17 protein-coding genes are annotated in these 19,277 nt (G+C 70.1%); 6 read left to right on the top strand and 11 right to left on the bottom strand.

The genetic code is table 11. The features are described 5' to 3' along the window. Positions 1-131 precede the first annotated feature (131 nt). Together EDC64_RS15890 and EDC64_RS15895 are read left to right on the top strand one after the other, a co-directional pair. Positions 132-1,118: an aldo/keto reductase gene (locus tag EDC64_RS15890; protein ID WP_132033106.1), complete on the top strand. Its 987-nt coding sequence runs from the start codon at positions 132-134 to the stop codon at positions 1,116-1,118. Positions 1,119-1,236: 118 nt separating this feature from the next. Next, a complete protein-coding gene (locus EDC64_RS15895) occupies positions 1,237-2,841 on the top strand; it encodes an FAD-dependent monooxygenase (protein ID WP_132033108.1) in 1,605 nt (534 codons plus the stop codon). Between the two features lie 7 nt (positions 2,842-2,848). Here EDC64_RS15895 and EDC64_RS15900 read toward each other — a convergent pair whose 3' ends face one another. The 7 genes from EDC64_RS15900 to tcuA form a co-directional block, all read right to left on the bottom strand. Then, on the bottom strand, positions 2,849-4,393 hold the full coding sequence (locus EDC64_RS15900; RefSeq protein WP_420808964.1) for a tripartite tricarboxylate transporter permease: 1,545 nt from the start codon (positions 4,391-4,393) through the stop codon (positions 2,849-2,851). Between the two features lie 3 nt (positions 4,394-4,396). Beyond that, complete coding sequence (locus tag EDC64_RS15905; protein ID WP_132033112.1) at positions 4,397-5,080, bottom strand: hypothetical protein; 684 nt, start codon at positions 5,078-5,080, stop codon at positions 4,397-4,399. A gap of 100 nt (positions 5,081-5,180) precedes the next feature. Continuing rightward, entirely contained in the window at positions 5,181-6,146 is a 966-nt protein-coding gene (locus tag EDC64_RS15910) for a tripartite tricarboxylate transporter substrate binding protein (RefSeq protein ID WP_132033114.1), read from the bottom strand. A 184-nt stretch (positions 6,147-6,330) separates the two neighbouring features. Next, positions 6,331-7,839, bottom strand: a complete 1,509-nt coding sequence (locus EDC64_RS15915) for an aldehyde dehydrogenase family protein (RefSeq protein WP_132033116.1) — start codon at positions 7,837-7,839, stop codon at positions 6,331-6,333. A 3-nt stretch (positions 7,840-7,842) separates the two neighbouring features. Further along, positions 7,843-9,279 carry an MmgE/PrpD family protein gene (locus EDC64_RS15920; protein WP_132033118.1) on the bottom strand — a complete coding sequence of 479 codons (1,437 nt, stop codon included), beginning with the start codon at positions 9,277-9,279 and terminating at the stop codon, positions 7,843-7,845. 62 nt (positions 9,280-9,341) lie between these two features. Then, on the bottom strand, positions 9,342-10,742 hold the full coding sequence (locus EDC64_RS15925; RefSeq protein WP_132033120.1) for an MmgE/PrpD family protein: 1,401 nt from the start codon (positions 10,740-10,742) through the stop codon (positions 9,342-9,344). A gap of 58 nt (positions 10,743-10,800) precedes the next feature. Next, complete coding sequence (tcuA, locus tag EDC64_RS15930) at positions 10,801-12,336, bottom strand: FAD-dependent tricarballylate dehydrogenase TcuA (RefSeq protein WP_132033122.1); 1,536 nt, start codon at positions 12,334-12,336, stop codon at positions 10,801-10,803. 132 nt (positions 12,337-12,468) lie between these two features. On the opposite strand from tcuA, the gene EDC64_RS15935 reads away from it, so the two are divergent. Next, positions 12,469-13,401 (top strand): LysR substrate-binding domain-containing protein, encoded by a 933-nt coding sequence (locus tag EDC64_RS15935; RefSeq protein WP_132033124.1) that lies wholly within the window; start codon positions 12,469-12,471, stop codon positions 13,399-13,401. 105 nt (positions 13,402-13,506) lie between these two features. Continuing rightward, positions 13,507-13,758, top strand: a complete 252-nt coding sequence (locus tag EDC64_RS15940) for a BrnA antitoxin family protein (RefSeq protein WP_132033126.1) — start codon at positions 13,507-13,509, stop codon at positions 13,756-13,758. A gap of 14 nt (positions 13,759-13,772) precedes the next feature. On the opposite strand, the gene EDC64_RS15945 is transcribed toward EDC64_RS15940, so the two are convergent. The 4 genes from EDC64_RS15945 to pabB form a co-directional block, all read right to left on the bottom strand. Next, the gene (locus EDC64_RS15945) at positions 13,773-14,498 is read right to left on the bottom strand and encodes a DUF2161 domain-containing phosphodiesterase (RefSeq protein WP_132033128.1); all 726 of its coding nucleotides are present in this window, start codon (positions 14,496-14,498) and stop codon (positions 13,773-13,775) included. 16 nt (positions 14,499-14,514) lie between these two features. Further along, the gene (locus tag EDC64_RS15950) at positions 14,515-15,228 is read right to left on the bottom strand and encodes a spermidine synthase (RefSeq protein WP_132033130.1); all 714 of its coding nucleotides are present in this window, start codon (positions 15,226-15,228) and stop codon (positions 14,515-14,517) included. A gap of 504 nt (positions 15,229-15,732) precedes the next feature. Next, positions 15,733-16,530 carry an aminotransferase class IV gene (locus EDC64_RS15955; RefSeq protein WP_132033132.1) on the bottom strand — a complete coding sequence of 266 codons (798 nt, stop codon included), beginning with the start codon at positions 16,528-16,530 and terminating at the stop codon, positions 15,733-15,735. Next, positions 16,527-17,921, bottom strand: a complete 1,395-nt coding sequence (gene pabB / locus EDC64_RS15960) for an aminodeoxychorismate synthase component I (protein ID WP_132033134.1) — start codon at positions 17,919-17,921, stop codon at positions 16,527-16,529. Before pabB ends, EDC64_RS15955 begins: the two co-directional genes overlap by 4 nt. Before the next feature lie 249 nt (positions 17,922-18,170). On the opposite strand from pabB, the gene EDC64_RS15965 reads away from it, so the two are divergent. Together EDC64_RS15965 and EDC64_RS15970 are read left to right on the top strand one after the other, a co-directional pair. Then, positions 18,171-18,905 carry an AzlC family ABC transporter permease gene (locus tag EDC64_RS15965; protein ID WP_245504733.1) on the top strand — a complete coding sequence of 245 codons (735 nt, stop codon included), beginning with the start codon at positions 18,171-18,173 and terminating at the stop codon, positions 18,903-18,905. Next, positions 18,902-19,246, top strand: a complete 345-nt coding sequence (locus EDC64_RS15970) for an AzlD domain-containing protein (RefSeq protein ID WP_132033138.1) — start codon at positions 18,902-18,904, stop codon at positions 19,244-19,246. The genes EDC64_RS15965 and EDC64_RS15970 overlap by 4 nt, the downstream gene beginning before the upstream one ends. The last annotated feature ends 31 nt before the right edge of the window (positions 19,247-19,277 follow it).

Genomic DNA, 19,277 nt, shown 5'->3' on the forward strand with positions numbered 1-19,277 from the left:
CTTGCGCGGCGTCAAGCGGCAAACCCCGCGCCCTCGCGGCGATTGTCGCGGTGGCCCTGGCGGCGTAAGCTCCGGCGGTCCCGCTCCCGGCCCATCCGGGCCGACGCTCTTCAAATTCTGCGAGGTCGATCATGGATCGCCGCCCTCTCGGCCGTTCCGGCCTCACCGTGTCGGCGCTCGGCCTCGGCTGCATGGGCATGTCGGAATTCTACGGCCCCAGCGACGACGACGCCTCGCTGGCGACCCTGGAGGCCGCGCTCGACGCCGGAATCACCTTCTTCGACAGTTCCGACATGTATGGCTGGGGCCATAACGAGACGCTGATCGGCCGCTTCCTGAAAGGCCGGCGCGACAAGGTGGTGCTGGCGACCAAGTTCGGCGTGGTGCGCGGGCCGAACGGCGAATGGCTCGGCATCGACGGCAGGCCGGACCATGTGCGCGCCGCCTGCGAGGCGAGCCTCACGCGCCTCGGCGTCGAGGTGATCGACGTCTATTACCAGCACCGCGTCGACCCCAAGACGCCGATCGAGGACACGGTCGGCGCGATGGCCCGTCTCGTGGACGAGGGCAAGGTGCGCGCGCTGGGTCTGTCGGAATGCGCGGTGGAGACCTTCCAGCGGGCCAATGCGGTCCACCCGATCGCGGCGGTGCAGAGTGAATATTCGCTGTGGAGCCGCGACCCCGAGGCCGGGATGCTGGCGGCGGTGCGGGCGGCGGGGGCGGCCTTCGTCGCCTATAGTCCGCTCGGCCGCGCCTTCCTGACCGGTACCGTCTCGGGCCCGGACGCGCTCGCGCCGACCGACTTCCGGCGCAACAATCCCCGCTTTCAGGGCGAAGCGCTGGAGACCAACCGCAAGCTCGCCGTGGCGCTCGGGGAGATCGCCGCCGCCAAGGGCGTGACCGCGGCGCAGCTCGCCCTCGCCTGGCTGCTGAACAAGAATGCCGACGTGATCCCGATCCCCGGCACCCGGCGCATCCGTTATATCCACGAGAATGTCGCCGCCGCCGGGATCACGTTGTCGGCGCAGGAAATCGCCGATCTCGACGCGCTGTTCCCACCCGAGGCGGTGGCGGGCACGCGCTATCCCGAGGCCGCCATGGCCGCGCTGAACCGGTAGACGTGGCGGCTTCCGGCGAAAGCATCTGTCGCTGCGCGGAACGGCCCTTTAGTCTCCCGCACACGGCCGCGGCGCCTGATCGGATCGCGGATTTCGGGGCAAAGACGTGGGGTGGGGCATGCGGAGCAACGCGGCGGAGGTTCTGGTCGTGGGGGCGGGGCCGGTGGGGCTCGCGCTCGCCGCGGAATTGGCGCGGCACGGCGTCGGGGTGCGGATCGTCGAGGCGCGGGCGGCGCCGCTGCCCTTCTGCCGTGCCATCGGCGTCACCCCGCGCACGCTCGAAATCTATGAGGACATGGGCGTCGCCCGGGCCATGATCGAGGCCGGGCTGTGGCTGACCGGCACCCGGACCCAGATGCCCGGCATGCCGCCGCACGATGCCATGACCGACCTGTCCGATCTGCCTTATGCCGCCCTCGGCGTCCCGCAGGGCGAGACCGAACGGGTGCTGGCCGCGCATCTCGCGCGGTTCGGCGGATCGGTCGAGCGCGGCGTGCGGCTCGTGTCCTTCACCCAGGCGGACGGGGGTGTGAGCGTCGACCTCGACGGCCCGAGGGGCGCCGAGGTGGCGCAGGTCCGCTATCTCGTCGGCTGCGACGGCGCCCATTCCGTGGTGCGTCATCTGCTCGACATTCCGTTCGAGGGCGAAGCCTTCCCGATGCCCTTCATGCTGGGCGACGTCCATCTCGCCTGGCCGGAGGGCGCCGAGCTGCCGCGGGGGGTGGCGCTGCGCGCGCTGCGGCTGCGCGGCGCGGACGAGGCGCCGGACATGTTCATCGCCATCCCGCTGCCCGAGCGCGGGCGCTACCGCGTCTCCATGCTCGCGCCGGGCGATTTCGCCGCGCCGGCGGGCGAAGATGTCGTGCATGGGATTCAGTCCGAGCGGCTCGGACCCGCTCTGGCCGACATCCAGGCGACGGCCGACCGCGTGATGGACGCCCCGCCCGTGGTCTCCGATCTGCGCTGGTCGTCGCAATACCGCATCTCCATGCGGCTGGCGGCGCGCTACCGGGTCGGCGACGTCTTCATCGCCGGCGACGCCGCCCACATTCATCCCCCGACCGGCGGCCAGGGAATGAATACCGGCATCCAGGACGCCTATAATCTCGCCTGGAAGCTCGCTTTGGTCCTCAAGGGCGTGGCGGGTCCGGCCATGCTCGACAGTTACGAGGCGGAGCGCCTGCCGGAAGCGGAGCGGGTGATCGCCCGGACCGTGGAGGAGAGCATGGCGCTCGGCCGCGAGCGCCGCCCGCCCGACCGCCTCGCCCATACCCAGATCAAAGTCGACTATCGCGGCTCGCCGATCATTGCGCCCGCCACGGAAGAGGCCGGCCTCCAGCCGGGCGATCGCGCGCCCGACGCCGCCGGTCTGCGGCGCAGGGGGGTGGGGTTCCCGCTGCGCCTGTTCGACCTGCTGCGCGGCACCGCCCACGTTCTCCTGCGCCCGGTGGCGGATGCCGGCGATCTCGCCGCAATCGAGGCCGAGGCCGGACTTCTCGCGGGGCTCGGCCTGGACCTGCGGGTGGTCGCGGTGGCGCCGGCCGGGGCGGACCTCGACGACCCCTATGGCGTGACCTTGGTGGAGGACGCCGCGGGTAGCTTCGCCGCGTCCTATGGCGGGGCGGCCTGGCTGGTGCGGCCGGACGGCTATGTCGCCTGGCGCGGCGCCGCCGCGGACGCGCTCGGCCCGGCTCTCCCCCGCCTGCTCGGCCACGACGCCTGAGCGGGTCTCATTCCGCGAACACCCGGTCGCGGCTCTTGCGCAAGGCCGGAAGGATTGCCGCGACCAGCACCGCCAGCGCGATCAGCAGCAGGGCGGCGCTGATCGGCCGCTCCAGCACGCCGATCAGGCTGCCGCGCGTCATCAGCAGCGCGCGGCGCAGATTGTCCTCGATCAGCTTGCCGAGAACGAAGCCGAGCAGCAGCGGCGCCGGCTCGAAGCCGAGCTTGATCAGGCTGTAGCCGACCAGCGCGAAGCCGGCCGTCATCACCACGTCGAGCGGGCTGTTATTGATCGAATAGATGCCGATGCAGGAGAAGACGAGGATGGTGGGGAAGAGCAGCCGGTAGGGCACCCGCAGCAGCCGGACCCAGAGCCCGATCAAAGGCAGATTGATGACCAGCAGCATCAGATTGCCGACCCACATCGAGGTGATCATGCCCCAGAACAGATCGGGGTTCCGGGTCATCACCTGCGGGCCGGGAATGATGCCCTGGATGGTCATCGCGCCGACCATCAGCGCCATCACCGCATTGGGCGGCACGCCGAGGGTCAGAAGCGGGATGAAGGAGGTCTGCGCGCCGGCATTGTTGGCGCTTTCCGGCCCGGCCACGCCTTCGATCGCGCCGCGCCCGAAACGGCCCGGCTGGCGCGCCAGCTTCTTTTCCATGGAATAAGAGGCGAACGGCCCGAGCACCGCGCCGTTTCCGGGCAGGATGCCGAGCAGGGCGCCGATGAAGGTGCCGCGCACCACCGGCATCGCCGATTGCCGCAATTCGGCGGGCGAGGGCAGGAGCCGGCCGATCGGCTTCGACACGAGGTCGCGCTTCTCGTCGATCCCGAGATTCCGCAGCACCTCGGCAAAGCCGAAGATTCCCATGGCGAGCACGGCGAAATCGATGCCGTCGGCGAGCGGCGGGAAGCCGAAGGTGAGCCGCTCCTCGCCGGTTTCGAGGTCGGTCCCGACCGTCGACAGGAGCAGGCCGAGGAAGATCATCGCCATCGCCTTTGAGAGCGCGCCGTGCGCCAGCACGACGGCGAAGACCAGGCCCATGACCATGAGCGAGAAATATTCCGCCGGCCCGAACATCAGCGCCATGCGGGTGAGCGGCAGAGCGAGCGCGGCGATCACCAGAGTCGCGACGCAGCCGGCGAAGAAGGAGCCGAGCGCGGCGATGCCGAGCGCAGACCCGGCGCGCCCCTGCTTGGCCATCTCATGGCCGTCGATCGCGGTGACGACGGAGGTCGCCTCGCCGGGAATATTGACCAGAATCGCGGTCGTCGAGCCGCCATATTGGGCGCCGTAATAGATCCCGGCGAGCATGATGAGCGCCCCGGTCGGCTCCAGGCCGAACGTGATGGGCAGCAGCATGGTGATGGTGGCGATCGGCCCCACCCCCGGCAGCACGCCGATCAGCGTGCCGACCAGGCATCCGGTGAAGCACAGGAAGATGTTGACCGGCAGCGGCACCACGCCGATCCCGGGAATGGCGACGTCGACGAGATGGAGGACGGCGGCAAAGCCCGTGCCGAGATTGCTGAGGATCTCCATCACCCCTCACAGATAGACGATGCCGGGGATGATCAGCGCCGGCACCGGCAGCTGCAGCACATATTTGAACAGGCCGACGCTGAGCAGGGTGACGGCGATCGCGAACACCACCAGTTCGCCGAACCGCGTGTCGGGGGCCGCGGCGCCGGAAATCAGCGCGAGCAGCGGGCCGGACACCAGCAGGCCGGCGGAGCGCACCGTCAAGGCGAAGGCGATCACCCCGCCGATCACGAAGACCGGCCCGCGCAGGCCGCTCCGGTCGAGCCAGGTCGAGCGCCGCACGCACAGCACCGCGAGCGCCACCATCACCACGAGATAAAGCAGGCAGAAGACGAAGGCCGCCGGGGGCAGGCCGATCACGGCGCCGCCGGGAAGCAGGCTTCCTGCCGCCGCCGCCGCCGCGATCAAGGCGGCGATGAGCAGGACCGCGCTGAAATCGGCGAGGCGCACCGGCATTCCGTCCTGGACCACAGCGCTGGCGCAGAGGAAAAGGCCGAAGGCGGCGAGGCACAAAGTGAGGACGCGCGGCACCAGTCCCGGACCCATGACGAACAGAGTGCCCATCTCCAGACCCGCGGACGCGATCCAGGCGAGGCCGGCGAACCCCAGCAGGACCAGCCCGGCGGCGAGGTTCTGAGGGTCGCGCACCGCGGCGCGCGACGATCTCGGTCGGGGAGGGCGATGCGTCATGCCGCAAGCTCCGGCTTCAGGCGTTCGAGAACGGGCCGGTCCGCGGCGCCGGGACGGCGGCGCGGACCGGAGCGCGGGGAGACGGCCGTGCGGGCGCCGCCTATTGCTGCTGGACGGCGGCCTCGGCCTTCACCAGAGCCGCCCATTTCTCGATTTCCGTGCCGACATATTTTTTGAATTCGTCGGAGGAGGTGCCCGTCAGCTCGTAGCCGAGCCCCTTCAGCTTGGCGCTCGTCTCCGGCTCCTTCAGGATTTCGACGAAGGCGGTGTTGAGCTTCTGGACCAGATCGGGGGCCATGCCCGCCGGGCCGAAAAAGCCCCACCAATTGACCATTTCGTAGCCCGGCAGGCCGGATTCGGCCATGGTCGGGATGTTGGGCAGGTTCGAGGCGCGCACCTTGGAGGTCACGGCGAGGCCGCGCAGCTGGCCGGCATCGACCGGCGCGGCGGCGGTGGGGGCCGAGCAGAACATATAGGGCAGCTGGCCGCCGAGAACCTGGGGCAGGGCCGGCGCCTCGCCCGGGAACGGCACGGCCACCGGGTTGATCTTGGCCATATTGTTGAAGAACATCGCCGCCATGAACGAGCCGTCGCCGCGCCCGCCGGTGGCGAAGCTCACCTCCTTCGGCCGCGCCTTGATATAAGCGATCAGCTCCTGGACGGTCTTGGGCGGGAAGGCCGGATTGGTGATCAGCACCAGCGGCGACCACGCGACCAGCGAGATCGGCGTGAAATCCTTCAGCGGGTCGTAGCCCAGATTGGGGTAGAGCGCCGGGGCGACCGCATGGGTGGTCTGGGTGGCGATCTGCAGCGTGCGTCCGTCCGGCGCCGCCTTGGCGACGTAGCGCGAGCCGATCTGGCCGGTGGCGCCGGCCTTGTTCTCGATGATGACCTGGGTGCCGAGCTTGTCCGCGAGCCGCGCGCCGATGATGCGGGCGAGCGTGTCGGTGGTCCCGCCGGCCGCATAGGCGACGACGATCGAGATCGGCTGCTCGGCGCGCGCCGCCGGCGCTGCAATCGCAAGCGTCAGTGCCGCAAGGCCCGCGGCCACGGTTCGCAGAAACATGGCGTCTTCTCCCTGGGTGTTTTGATGAACCGTCTTCGGCGTGACGCGTCGCGGTTCTTTGGGCGGAGCTTAGGGGGGGCAGGGAGCGGATCAAATACCGATTGCGAATCCGGTATGCAGTTTCGTTATCCTACCCCCAGTCAACTATTATGCTGCGCGATGTTCCTTCCGGCGGTTCGCTTGCTCAATCGGCGAACGGGTCGGCCGGCGCGCCGGTTGCGAGTTCCACCACCACGGTCTTGGTCTGGGTATATTCGTGGAGGACTTCCAGCCCGTTCTCGCGGCCGATCCCGCTCATCTTGTAGCCGCCATAGGGCAGCATCCAATGCACCGGGCGGAACGTGTTGACCGAGACGAGCCCGGCCTCGATGCGGTGCGCGACGCGGTGGGCGCGGGAGACGTCCGAGGTCCACAGCCCACCCACCAAGCCATAATCCGTGTCGTTGGCGAGCGCGACGGCATGGTCCTCGTCGTCGAACGGCATCACCGCCGCGACCGGGCCGAACACCTCCTCCTGGGCGAGGCGGGAGGTGTTCTCGACATCGACGAACACGGTCGGCTCGATGAAATAGCCGCGCGGCTGGTGCGGCGGCCGTCGGCCGCCGGAAAGAACATGGCCGCCCGCCTCGCGCCCGAGCGCGATATAGCGCTCGGTCTTGGCCAGCTGCTCGGCCGAGGTCTGCGGGCCGATATGGGTTTTGGGGTCGAGCGGATCGCCGGTCCGGATGCGCTGCGCGCGCTCCGCCATGCGTTCTGCGAAGGCCCGCGCCAACGGGCGCTCGACGAAGATCCGCGAGCCCGCCGAACAGGATTGGCCGGTGGAGCGGAAGGCGCTGTGCAGCGCGACCGTGAGCGCCTTCTCGATGTCGGCGTCCGCGAACACGATGTAAGGCGACTTGCCGCCGCATTCGAAGGTGCAGCGCTTCAGCGTCGCCGCCCCCGCCTGCATGATCTTCTGCGCGGTGCGGTGATCGCCGGTGAACGACACCTTGGCGACCCCCTTATGGGCGACCAGAGCCGCACCCGCGATCTCGCCGAACCCCGGCACGACATTCACGACGCCGGCGGGGAAGCCGGCTTCCGCGACCAAAGCGGCGAGGGCGAGGAGGCTCGCGGGGGTCTGCTCCGCCGGCTTCAGGACCAGCGTATTGCCGGCCGCCAGCGCCGGACCGAGTTTCCAGGAGCAGAGCGAAATGGGGGAATTCCACGGCAGGATCGCCGCCACGACGCCGACCGGCTCGCGCCGGGTATAAGCCAGCGCATCGGGCCGGAACGGGATCTGCGCGCCGTTGATCTTGTCCGCCGCGCCGGCGAAGAAGGTGATCCAGTCTGCGGCGCGGGCGATTTCGCTTTTGGTGTCGCGCAGCGGCTTGCCATTGTCGCGGCTCTCGATCTCGGCGAGCGCGGCCGCGTCCCGCCGCATCAGAGCCGCGAGGCGCAGCATCAGTTCGCCGCGCTGGCTCGGGGTGAGCCGGCTCCAGGGACCGTGCAGGGCGGCCCGCGCCGCCGCGACGGCGTCGTCGACATCCGCCGCGTCCGCCTCCGCGACCTCGGCCCACACCTCTTCGGTCGCGGGATCGATCGAGCGGATCCGCCGGCCGGAGCGCGGCGCCACCCATTCGCCGCCGATGAACAGTGTGTCGAAGCGGCGCAGCGCGGTGGCGGGGCGGGGCGACTCGGAGGTCAGGGCCATGGCTCAGACCGCCTCCGCCACCGGCCGCCGCGCCGCTTCGGCCGCGATCCGGCGGAACAATGCGTCGACCGGCGCGCTCTCGGCGGTCTGCGTCAGCGCCGCGCCGACCGCGCGGGCCTCCGGGCCGAACAGCCAGGAGGCGTTGCGGGCGAACTTGTCGAGCACATCGTCCGGGGTGAGCGCCGCCTCGGGCGAGCCGGGATGAAAGCGCACGTGGCGGCGGTAGAGCTTGCCTTTGGCGGTGACTTCCAGGATCGCCGGGCAGTGCTGGGGATAATCCGAATCGGGATCCTCGGAGGACACGACCAGGGCCGCGATCCGCCGCACCACCGGGTCGGACAGGCGCTCGACGCGGAACGATTCGACGTCGACATCGCCGTGCACCAGGGTCGTCGCGACGCCGTAGGGCAGGCTGAAGCGCGCCTCGTGGGGATGGCTCGGCGCCAGTTTGCGGTCCTTCGGCTCGGTGACCAAAGTCAGGCCCGGCTCGGCCAATTGGCAGGAAATGCGCTCGATCGCGTCGAGCCCGACCCCGTCGGCGCGCAGCTCGGCGCGGATCTGCTTGCCGCCCTCGATGAAGGCGTGCAGCAACTGACAGCAGGGATAGGGCTTGTAGGCGGTCTCCGGCGTGTACCAGCGGCTGCCGAGGCCCTCCGCCGCGATCGCGAAATCGAGCGCGCCGGTGATCGGCGTAAGGAAGCAGGAGAAGAAGCCGAACTTGCCCTCGAACACCGAGGCCGGACCGGTGATGCCGGCGCGCGCGAGATCGAGGGCGAGGATGCCGGAATGTGCCCCCCAGCCGCCATGCAGGATCTTGGAGGTCGAGCCGGTCCGCGTCGCCTCCTGGATGCCGGCGGCGAAGGTGCCGACGATGCCGAGCGCGTCGACGATCTCGGCCGGCGTCGCCTTCAGGAGGGAGCCGATCGCCGCCACGGTGCCGAACCCGCCGAGCAGCGAGGAGGTGTGGTAGCCACGCTCCAGAAACCGGTCGCCGGCGACGAAGCCGAGGCGGATCATGACCTCATAGCCGACCGTGACGGCGGTGATCGCGTCGGCGAGGTCGAGGCCGTTGGCCTGCGCCACCGCGAGCACGGCCGGGGTGACGGTCGAGCCGGGGCGCGCCAGCGAGGAGCCGTGCTTGTCGTCCATTTCGAGCGCCTGGGCGAGCGCGCCGTTGAGCAGCGCCGCCATTTCCGGGCGCACGCTGGATCCGATGCCGATGACGCTGGCGCCCGGGCCCGCCCATTGCCGTGCCAGCTTCGCCGCCGCCTGGCCGCTCTCCTCGCGCGGGCTCGCCCCGGCGATGCACACCCCGATCGAATCGACCATGTGCCAGAGCGCGGCGGTGCGGACTTCCGCCGGGATGCGGTCGAAGCTGAGGCCCGACGCGAAATCGGCGAGCGTGTGGGCGAGCATGCGCTCGGATGTCGGCTGTCCCATGGTCCCTGTCCCTTCGGAAATGCGAGAAAGCCTCCCCCGCGGACGGGGGAGGGGGCGGCCCGTCAGCGCACCTTCTGCAGGGCTGCGCCGAGCGTGCCGGCCGGAGCCGCCTGGGTCTCCAGCGTCGAGACGATGGCTTCCACCTCGGCGACCGCCGCGGCGGTGAGGCGACGGCCCGCGAGGTCGCGGAACTTCGCCTTCAGCGTCTCGTCCGAAAGCGGGTTTTTCCAATGGCCGGAGCGGTAGGTCTGGGCATGGGTGAAGCGTTCGCCCGATTTGGTCGTCACGGTCACCCGCACCGCCCGCATTTCATGCGGCCCGAGCGCGTCGAGGTCGGGCGCGACCACCACTTCGACGCGGTTGGCGAGATCGAGGATCTTCGGATCGCGCAGCTTGTCGTCGCTATATTGGTCGACGAAGGCGTTGCCCTCCAGCAGCGTCACCGCGGCGGTATAGGGCAGGTTCATCTGCGCCGTGATGGTCTCCGCCGGAACATAGGGCCAGCCGCAATGGCGGTGCACCATTTCGGTGGTCTCGACCAAAACCCCGGCGACGTCCTCGCCCGTCACGCCGTGCGTCTCCCGGATCGCACGCAGCGCGTCGACCGAGGTCTGGCTGGAGGCGAGCGAGGAATAGCGCTTGAAGCCGTTGTGGCGCATCTCGAACGCGGTGCCGAGCCCGTTGGTGGCATAGCTGAGATCGTATTGCGCGGCATAGGTCGAGCAGAAGCCGCCATAAGGCGCTTCGAGCACGTTGCGCACGCCGGTCAGGCCTTCCTTCGCGCACATGGCGGCGAGGATGCCGTTCTGCGCCGCCTTGCCGGAATGGAAGCGCTTGGCCATCGCGCCATATTGCGAGGCCATCAGGCCGGCGGCCTGCGAGCCGGCGAGGCCGAGCGCGCTGACGAACTGATCCACGTCGAGGCCCAGCAGCTTGCCGATCGCGGCGGCGGAGGCGAAGGTCGAGGTCAGGCCGCAGGGGTGGAAGCCGCGCGTGAAGGCATGCGGCGACACGGTATTGCCGATGCGGGTGCCGCATTCGTAGCCGACCACGGTGGCGAGGATCAGGTCCTTGCCGTCGAACGGGCCGAAGGCCTCGGCGACCGCGAGCACCGCGGGCACGACGCCGGCGCCGTAATGCGACATCGACTGGTCGTGGCAATCATCCAGCTCGAAGCCTTGCGCGGCGGTGCCGTTGATCAAGGCGGCGCCGGTCGGGTCGGCGCGCAGCGGCATGCCGAAGGCGCTCGCGCTGCCGGCCTGGCCGAGCTTTTCCACGACGCGGGCGACGGCGAGCGTCCACGGCTTGTCCGAGCCGAAGATCGAGCAGCCGAGGCTGTCGAGGATGCATTGCTTGGCATTGACCACGAGGTCCGCCGGAAGGTCCTCGTAGCGCAGACCGACGGAGAATTCGGCCAGAGCGCGGGTGGGGGAGGTAACGGTCGGGTCGACGGCGACGTTCATCGAAACTGCTCCTTGGATCGTTAGCGGGCGGTGCGCCGGCCGGCGGCCGGCGGCGGCCTCAGCCGAATTTGCGGGCGGCGACCGGTGCGTCCGTGCTCCGGCCGAGAGCGAAGAGGGCCGCGCTGCGGCCCGCGAGCCGGCCGAACACCGCCCCGGAAGTCAGGCCCGAGGCGCCGGGATAGTTGAAGTAGAAGATGCCGCCGACCATCTCGCCGGCCGCGAACAGGCCGCCGATCGGCGCCTGTGCCGTGTTCACCACCTGCGCGGAATTGGTCACGCGCACCCCGCCGAAGGTGAAGGTGACGCCGCAGGTCACGGCATAGGCCTCGTAAGGCGGCGTATCGATCTTGCACGCCCAGTTCGAGCGCGGCACCGGCAGGCCCGGGGCGCCGCGCCCGTCCTTGACGTTGGGATTGAACGGCACGTCGTCCTGCACCGCCGCGTTGAAGGCGGCCAGCGTCTGGAGGAACTGGGCCTTGTCGACCTCTTCGATCTTGTCGGCGAGGGCTTCGAGCGTGTCGGCGGTGAATTTGGTGACGTTGCGGGCGCGGTATTCGTCGCGCAGCAGGTGGCGGGTCTTGGCGTCGTAGATCTGCCAGGCCACCTGCCCGGGCTGGGCCAGCACCGCCTGGCCGTATTTGGCATAGGTGTAGTTGCGGAAGTCCGCGCCCTCGTCGATGAAGCGGTGGCCGTCTTTGTTGACCACCACGGCGAAGGGGTAGGAGTGGCGCTGATATTGCGGCGTCACGTTGAGGTCGCCGAAATCGCTGGCATAGCGCTCCCAGGCGGTGGCGTGGCAGCCGGACCAGTGGCCGCAGGGCTGGGCGCCGATCTTCAGCGCCATGTCGAGGCCGTCCCCGGTGTTGAAGCGGGTGCCGCGCACCTTGGCGAGGTCCCAACCCGGTCCGAGATAGCGGGCGCGCCATTCGGCGTTCGCCTCGAACCCGCCGCAGGCGAGGATCACCGCGCCGCCGCGCAGCGTATGGCTCGCCCCCTCATACTGGAGGACGACGCCCTGCACGCCGGCATCGTCGTGCACCAGCTCGCGCACCCAGGCCTCGTAGAGAATGTCCACGCCCTTCTTCTCGGCGGCGGCATAGAGCGCGTCGACGAGGCCCGGCCCGCCCGAGGCGACGACCATGGTCGCGCCGCCCCAGAATTTGAACCGTCCGTCGACCTTGAACGCCTGCCGGCCGAAATTCGGCATGAAGCGCACGCCCTGGTCGCGCATCCACAGCATGGTGGCCTTGCTGTTGCGCACCAGGATCTCGCACAGGTCCGGATCGGTCCGATACTGGGTGATCCGGGCCATGTCGTCGAAGAAATCATCCTCGGTATAGCTGCCGAAATCCGCGCTCTCGACCTCGGCGTCGGTCAGGTCCGGGGCGAAGGCGCGGATGTCGTCCGCGCCCTCATAGACCACCCGCATCAGGCCGTCGGTATAGGCCGAATTGCCGCCCCGCTCGGCGTGGGGCGCGCGCTCCAGCATCAGCACGCTGGCGCCCTGTTCGCGCGCCGACAAGGCCGCGCACAGAGCCGCATTGCCCCCGCCGACCACGATCACGTCATACCGTTTGCTGGAAAACTCTGTCATGGAGCGCGACTCCTGTGCGCAGGGGTCTTGCCGCCCCCGCTCCGTCCACGCGCCGAGCATTAGTCCGCAGCCAGTATGCACGCACAGAATAAGACGTTATCCTAGCATGCGAGAAAAACATGCAGGGGTCCGATGAAACTGCAGCAGCTCCGGTACGTCCTGGAAATCGTCCGTCAGAACAATCACTTGTCCGCGGCGGCCGAGGCCCTGCACACGTCCCAGCCGGGGGTGAGTCGCCAGGTCCAGCTCCTGGAGGCGGAACTCGGCTTCGAGATCTTCCTGCGCACCCGCAACCGCATCATCGGTCCGACCGAGCCGGGCCGTCAGGTGCTGGAGATCGCCAAGCGCGTGGTCACCGACATGGCGGCGCTGCGGGCGCTGAAGGACGACGTCTCCTCCGGCGCGCAGGGCACGCTGACCATCGGCACCACCCACACCCAGGCGCGCTACGTTCTGCCGCGCGTGATCGAGGAGTTCGTTACCAGCCATCCGGACGTGCAGCTCGAACTGCGGCAGGGCAATCCGGAGGACATCTGCACCATGGTCGATTCCGGCGAGGCGGACCTCGCGATCGGCACCGACACGATCAATGCTTTGCCCAATCTGGTGAAGCTGCCCTGCTTTTCGCTGCCGCGCTCGGTGGTGGCGCGCAAGGACCACCCCATCCTCGGCGCTGAACATCTGACCCTGGAGGCGATCGCCCGCTATCCCATCATCTCCTACGACCAACGCTATAGCGGGCGCTGGCGGGTGATGAACGCCTTCACCAAAGCGGGGCTGGAACCCAAGATCCTACTTTCGGCGATCGATGCCGATGTCTGCAAGACCTATATCGAGCTCGGTCTCGGCATCGGGGTGCTGACCAACATCACCTATAATCCCGCCCGCGACGCCGAACTCGGCGCGCGCGATGCGAGCCACCTGTTCGAGCCGAGCACGATCTTCATCAGCCTGCGCGCCAACACCTATCTGCGCGGCTTCATGCTCGATTTCATCAAGGCGGTGGCGCCCCAGCTCACCCCCGCCGTCGTCCGCGGCGCTTTGCGCGACCACCACACGGGATGACCGGCGCCGGGTCCGCCGGCCTCTGTTCCGCTCTTGTTGAACAACAGCAGCGGCACGTGCTCTAAAGTCGCCTGATCCCATCCTCGCACGGCGAAGGAGAAAGCCATGTCCCAGCCACCCATTCGGCGGTCCGGTGGCTCCGCGCGCGACACGGCGGAAGCAGCCTTCCGCTCCGCCACCACCAAGCCGGTGCCCGAGGCGCCCAAAGCGCCGCGGGCCGCCGCTATCCCCAATGCGAAGGAAACCGTTTCGATCCGAATCGATCGCGACGTTCTCGAGCATTTTCAGGAAGCCGGGCCGGGCTGGCAGGAGCGGATCAACCAGGTGCTGCGCAAGGCCATGGCCGACACGCCGTAGCGGGCGCCGCGGGGTCAGCCGTCGTCGGAGGGGGCGAGGTCCTCACCCGGGAGAGGGGCGCCGTCCGCCGGCGCGGCGCCTGCATCGGAGCCGGGCGCCCGCCAGCGGATCAGAGCGTCCCGCCCCGCTTGCGTGAGGCCGTAGAGCCCCCGGTCGATCCGGGTGAACCAGCCATAGACATTGTCGCGCAGGATCGTCCCGGCTTTCGGTGCGATGGGACGAAGATCGCGCGGCCGCTGGGGCGCCGGCGCCATGGCGTGCGCGCAGGCGAGCGCCTGCTGGCGGTAGGCGGTCATGATGGGCACGCGCGAGCCGCCGCCCACCGCAGGGTCGCCCTGCCGCCGCCGATGTTCCTCGACGAGCCGCGACCGGCGCCGCGGATCCTTGCGCGGCATCGGCGCGGCGGGGCTCAGGAGGATCGTCACCTCGCCCGCCGGCGAGACGGCGAGCAGTCCGAAGCCGAGGCGCCGGCACAGATTGCGGAAGCGCGCGTCGCGCTCCCGTCCGTTTCCGCGCAGCGACGTGCGTGCCGCGAGCCAGACCTCGTCGCAGGCCCCGGCGCGGTCGACGGCCTGGAGCACGAGTTCGAGATTGAAGCTGAGCTTCAGCTCGCCGATCACCACGATCGGCGTGCCGTCTCCGGCGAGGCCGACCAGGTCGCAGCCGCCGATCTCGCCTTTGACGGCGAAGCCGAGGCCTTCCAGAAACCCTTTGACGGGGAGATAGAGGGACGTCTCCAGGATGCGCGCTCCCGCGTCAGGCCGGCCGCCGCAGGGCCGGGGCGGACGGGCGGACGCCCGGATGGGTGGCGATCCAGATCAGGTGGCGCGCGCCGCCGCGGGCGCCATTGGCCCGCACCCGCGCCTCCTCAGCCGCGAACCCGGCCTTGCGCAGCCGCTGGGTGAAGCGCGGGTCCGGTCCGGACGACCAGACCGCCAGGATGCCGCCCGGCCGCAGCGCCGCTTTGGCCGCGGCGAGGCCGGTCATATCGTAGAGCCCGCCATTCGCTGCGCGCGTCAGCCCGTCCGGCCCGTTGTCGACGTCCAGAAGGATCGCATCGAACGCCGCGCGGCCGTCGCGGATCAGGCTGCCGACGTCCGCCGTGCAGAGGTCGACGCGGGGATCGGTGAGGCATCCGGCGAAGATCTCGGCCAGCGGCCCGCGCGCCCACGCCACCACTGCAGGGACCAGTTCCGCGACGACGATGCGGGCCTCCGGCCCGAGACCGGCCAGCGCCGCGCGCAGGGTGAAACCCATGCCCAGCCCGCCGATCAGCAAATGCGGGGCGGGGCGATCCCGGAGCCGGTCGCAGACCATCGTGGCGAGCGCCGCCTCCGACCCGCTGAGGCGGCTGTTCATCAGCTCGGTGGACCCCGCCATGATCGAGAATTCCGCACCGCGCCGCATCAGGCGCAACCGGCCCCCGCCATCGGGCACGTCGGCGGTATCGAGCTGGATCCAGGGAATCATCGGTCGGTCTTCGCCAGGGGTTTGCGCGCTTATATAGGCCGAAGCGCCGGCTCGCTTCCATCGGTCGGAGAATAAGAAAAAAATCTTAAAGACTATATTCCTTTCTTCTCCCGATCCTGCTATGGTGGCTTCACCTCGCACCAAGGAGGGGCGCGTCCGGAGCGGCCTGACGGGTGGTGCGGGGCAGCGGGTGTCCGACGGGACGGGGACAACGCACCCCGTTCAGTTAGAAAGGAGGCCGAAGGGGACTGCGCACCGATCCGGGAGTGGTTCGTCCGGTCCCGATGGGAGAACCGATCACCCACGCGGCGCAGCCGACACGCCATAAATCCCCGCGCGGGAGCGGACGGAGCGCAGGCTCCGACGTCACTTGTGTTCCCAAGGCATGCCTTGCCGGCGTGCCGACCGCTCCCGCATCCCTCCCCCCCGCCGGGAAACCGGCGGGGCTGGAGGTGCTGGAACCGGGCCGGATCCGAAGCGCCGGCCGGCGGAGCAGGGTCCCGGCTAGGCGCCCGTTCGCGCCGCGAGCGCCGCGGACAGCGCCGCCGCCACCGGCCCCGGTGCGTGCGCACCCTCCTCGAACGCGACGACCGCGCGCAGGCCGAGGCTGGTGGTGAGGAAGATTTCGTCCGCCGCCGCGACGTCTTCGGGACGCAGGCTCCGCTCGATCGCTCCGGCCTGCAGAAGCTCGGCGCGCAGGATGCCGGGCAGGGCGCCATCCGAAACCGGTGGGGTCAGGAGGGCGCCGTCGCGCACCACAAACAGGGTGGCCATGCTGCTCTCGGCGATCTGGCCCTGGGTGTTGAGCAGCAGGGCGTCGTGCGCCCCGCGCCGTTCCGCTTCCTGGCGCGCGAGAATATTATCGAGATAATTCAGGCTCTTGATCTTCGACAGCGGCGACATTTCATTGCGCCGTGTCACCGTGGCGAGGACGAGGCGAACCGGGTCGCGCGGGGGCAGGGGGCCGGCCGTGATCAGCACGGTCGGTGTCGGTGCGGCCGGCGGCAGCACGCCGCGCGCCCCGGACCCGCGCGTCACGGTGAGGCGCAGCGCGCCGTCCGACAGGCCGTTGGCCGCCAGGGTCGCGCAGAGCGCGGCGTGCAGATCCAGCTCCGGCAGCGGCAGATCGAGAAGCGCGGCGCCGCGCGCCAGCCGGTCGCGGTGCGCGGCGAGCCGCAGCGGCGTGCCGGCCCGGGCCTGGAGCGTCTCGAACAGCCCGTCGCCGAGCGTCAGGCCACGATCGTCGGGGGCGATCCGCGCCGTGTCCGCATCCAGGATCTCCCCGTTCAGCCAGACCTTCATGCCGCTCCTCCCTCCAGCGCCCGCAGCAGCGGTGCGAGCTTGACCATGGCTTCCTCATATTCCGCCGCCGGGTCGGAATCCGCGACGATCCCGCCGCCGGCCTGCGCGAACAAGGTCTCGCCCGCCCGCACCAGGGTGCGGATCACGATCGACGTGTCCATCGCGCCGTCGAGCCCGATCCAGCCCACGGCGCCGCAATAGGGGCCGCGCGGCACCGGCTCCAATTCGTGGATGATCTCCATGGCGCGGATCTTCGGCGCGCCGGTCACCGAGCCGCCGGGAAAGCAGGCCCGCAGGAGGTCGACCGCCCCCAGCCCCGGCGCGAGCCGGCTCGTCACCACCGAGACGAGATGGTGGACCGAGGCGAAGGTCTCAAGCCCGTTCAGCACCGGCACGGCGACGCTGCCGAGCGCCGAGACCCGGCCGAGATCGTTGCGCATCAAATCGACGATCATGAGATTTTCGGCGCGGTCCTTGACGCTCGCCAGCAGATCGGCCGCGAGCGCCGCGTCGCCCGCCGGATCCGCGCCGCGCGGCCTTGTGCCCTTGATCGGGCGGGTCTCGACGGTCCCGTCCGCCGCCAGTCGCAGAAAGCGCTCGGGCGAGGCGCCGATCACAGCCGCGTCGGGTCCGAGGGCGAGCAAGGCGGCGAACGGCGCCGGGCTCAGCGCCCGCAGCCGGAGGAACAGGCCGAAATCGTCCAGGCCGGCGGGACGCGGCGCGCGCAGCCGCTGGGTGAGATTGGCCTGGAAGATGTCGCCGGCTTGGATATAGCCGATGGTCCGGGCGATCGCGGCCTCGACCGCCGTGCGGCTCTGTTCGGGCTGCCAGCGGCCGCGCACGGAAAAATCGGCCGCCGGCGCGGTGGCGGGCGCCGCCGCGAGCCGGGCGAGAATCTGCGCCGCCCGGTCCGCCGCCCGCGCCGCCCGCGCCGCCGGATCGTGCAGCGGGGCGCCGCTCGACAGCAGGCAGGCGGTGCCCTGTGCGTGATCGAAGGCGATCACCGTGTCGTAGAGCCCGACCAGCAAATGCGGCACGCGAGCCGCGTCGGGCCGCGGCGCCGGCAGCCGCTCGACATGGCCGCCCAGTTCATAGCCGAACATCCCGACCGCGCCGGTCGAAAACGGCACCGGACACGGGCCGTCCGGCGCCGGCAAGGCGGCGATCTCGCGCTTCAGCACCGCGAACGGATCGCCGTCGACCGGCCGCCCGTCCACCCGCACCCCGTCCGAATCGGCGACGATCACCCGGAACGGCGCGACCGCGAGATAGGAATAGCGGCCGCGCGCCCCGTCCGGCGCGCAGCTCTGAAGCAGCGCGGAAACCGGATCGCGCGCGAACGGCACGAAGGCGGCTGAAGGGTCTGTGACGGCGAGGGGAACGATGTGCACGGCGCGGTCCGAAAAGGAGAAGGCGGCGGAGCCGGTCCGATCGGGACTCCGTCTCCACCGGAGAGAGAAAGACCGCCTCGCCGCCGCGAATGCAATCCGGTTCACGGCGGGTCCGCGATCGGCGCATCTCCGGCGCGCGCTGCGCTCATGGCCGGCGCCGCAGCTCTGCGCCTGCGGCAGGTGCGCGGGCGGCGGTCGGTGCTAGGTTGCCCCGGCAGCGGCGCGCCGGCGCCGCCCCGGAACTGGTTCGTGCCTCCGCCTGCTTCATCCCCCGCCCCGTCTTCGTCGTCCCGCTGGTTCCTCACCGGCGCCCGCGCCGCGCTCTCGGTGCCGGGCCTGGTCCTGTTCGCGGGCTATATCGGCTTCGGCGGGCTGCTGACCGGCATCGATTTTCCCTTCGTCGCCGGCCTGTTGTCGACGCTGCTGATCTGGGCGCTGCCGGCGCAGATCATCCTGATCGGCGGTCTGGCGACCGGCACCGGCCTGGTGCCCATCGCGCTCGCCGTGACCTTGTCCTCGCTGCGGCTGATGCCGATGGTGCTCTCGCTCGCGCCCTATTTGCGGGGCACGCGCCGCAGCCTCGCGCGCGAATTGCTGTGCGCCCATTTCGTCGCCATGACGGTGTGGGCCGAGGGCCACCGGCTGCTGCCGCGCATGCCGCTTGAGGGGCGGATCCCGTTCCAGCTCGGGCTCGGCTGCGGCCTCACCACGATCAGCCTCTCCGGCACCGCCGCGGGCTTCTTCATGGCCGCCGAACTGCCGGTCTGGTTGGCCGTGGGGCTGCTGTTCCTCACGCCGATCTCGTTCAGCCTGCTGATGATCCGCGGCGCCCGCGAGGCGACCGACTGGATTGCGCTGGCGCTCGGTTTCCTGACCGCGCCTTTGGTCGCCGGGTTGAGCGGCGGCATGGACCTGATGCTGTGCGGCATCGGCGGCGGCACGGTGGCCTATCTCGTCGGCCGCCGGCTGCGGAGGCGGCCATGATCGACTTTTCCAGCGAATGGACGGCGATCCTGATCGTCATCCTGGTCGGCTTCCTGCCGAGCGAGATCTGGCGGATGCTGGCGGTGATCGCCGGGCGGCGCATGGACGAGGGGAGCGAGGCCTTCCTCTGGGTCAAGGCGGTCGCCACCGCTTTGCTCGCCGCGGTGGTCGCCCGGCTGATCTTTGTCCCGACCGGCGCCCTGGTCGAGGTGCCGCTCTGGCTCCGGCTGCTCTGCATCGTCGGCGGCATCGCAGCTTTCACCGCGATCCGCCGCTCCGTCCTCGCCGGGGTCGTCGTGGGCGAGGCAATCCTCGTTCTCGGCGCCTGGTGGCTCGGATAGTCCCGGCCCGTCGGCCGCCCCGGCCGACCGG

It is taken from the genome of Aquabacter spiritensis, from assembly GCF_004346185.1.
GTDB lineage: Bacteria > Pseudomonadota > Alphaproteobacteria > Rhizobiales > Xanthobacteraceae > Aquabacter > Aquabacter spiritensis.

Excerpts from the sequence above, each read along its gene's own strand:
- EDC64_RS15925 (WP_132033120.1), bottom strand. The coding sequence starts at position 10,742 with ATGAACGTCGCCGTCGACCCGACCGTTACCTCCCCCACCCGCGCTCTG.
- EDC64_RS15940 (WP_132033126.1), top strand. The coding sequence starts at position 13,507 with ATGTCCCAGCCACCCATTCGGCGGTCCGGTGGCTCCGCGCGCGACACG.
- EDC64_RS15905 (WP_132033112.1), bottom strand. The coding sequence starts at position 5,080 with ATGACGCATCGCCCTCCCCGACCGAGATCGTCGCGCGCCGCGGTGCGC.
- tcuA (WP_132033122.1), bottom strand. The coding sequence starts at position 12,336 with ATGACAGAGTTTTCCAGCAAACGGTATGACGTGATCGTGGTCGGCGGG.
- EDC64_RS15950 (WP_132033130.1), bottom strand. The coding sequence starts at position 15,228 with ATGATTCCCTGGATCCAGCTCGATACCGCCGACGTGCCCGATGGCGGG.
- EDC64_RS15895 (WP_132033108.1), top strand. The coding sequence starts at position 1,237 with ATGCGGAGCAACGCGGCGGAGGTTCTGGTCGTGGGGGCGGGGCCGGTG.
- EDC64_RS15955 (WP_132033132.1), bottom strand. The coding sequence starts at position 16,530 with ATGAAGGTCTGGCTGAACGGGGAGATCCTGGATGCGGACACGGCGCGG.
- EDC64_RS15910 (WP_132033114.1), bottom strand. The coding sequence starts at position 6,146 with ATGTTTCTGCGAACCGTGGCCGCGGGCCTTGCGGCACTGACGCTTGCG.
- EDC64_RS15920 (WP_132033118.1), bottom strand. The coding sequence starts at position 9,279 with ATGGGACAGCCGACATCCGAGCGCATGCTCGCCCACACGCTCGCCGAT.
- EDC64_RS15970 (WP_132033138.1), top strand. The coding sequence starts at position 18,902 with ATGATCGACTTTTCCAGCGAATGGACGGCGATCCTGATCGTCATCCTG.
- EDC64_RS15890 (WP_132033106.1), top strand. The coding sequence starts at position 132 with ATGGATCGCCGCCCTCTCGGCCGTTCCGGCCTCACCGTGTCGGCGCTC.
- EDC64_RS15915 (WP_132033116.1), bottom strand. The coding sequence starts at position 7,839 with ATGGCCCTGACCTCCGAGTCGCCCCGCCCCGCCACCGCGCTGCGCCGC.
- EDC64_RS15935 (WP_132033124.1), top strand. The coding sequence starts at position 12,469 with ATGAAACTGCAGCAGCTCCGGTACGTCCTGGAAATCGTCCGTCAGAAC.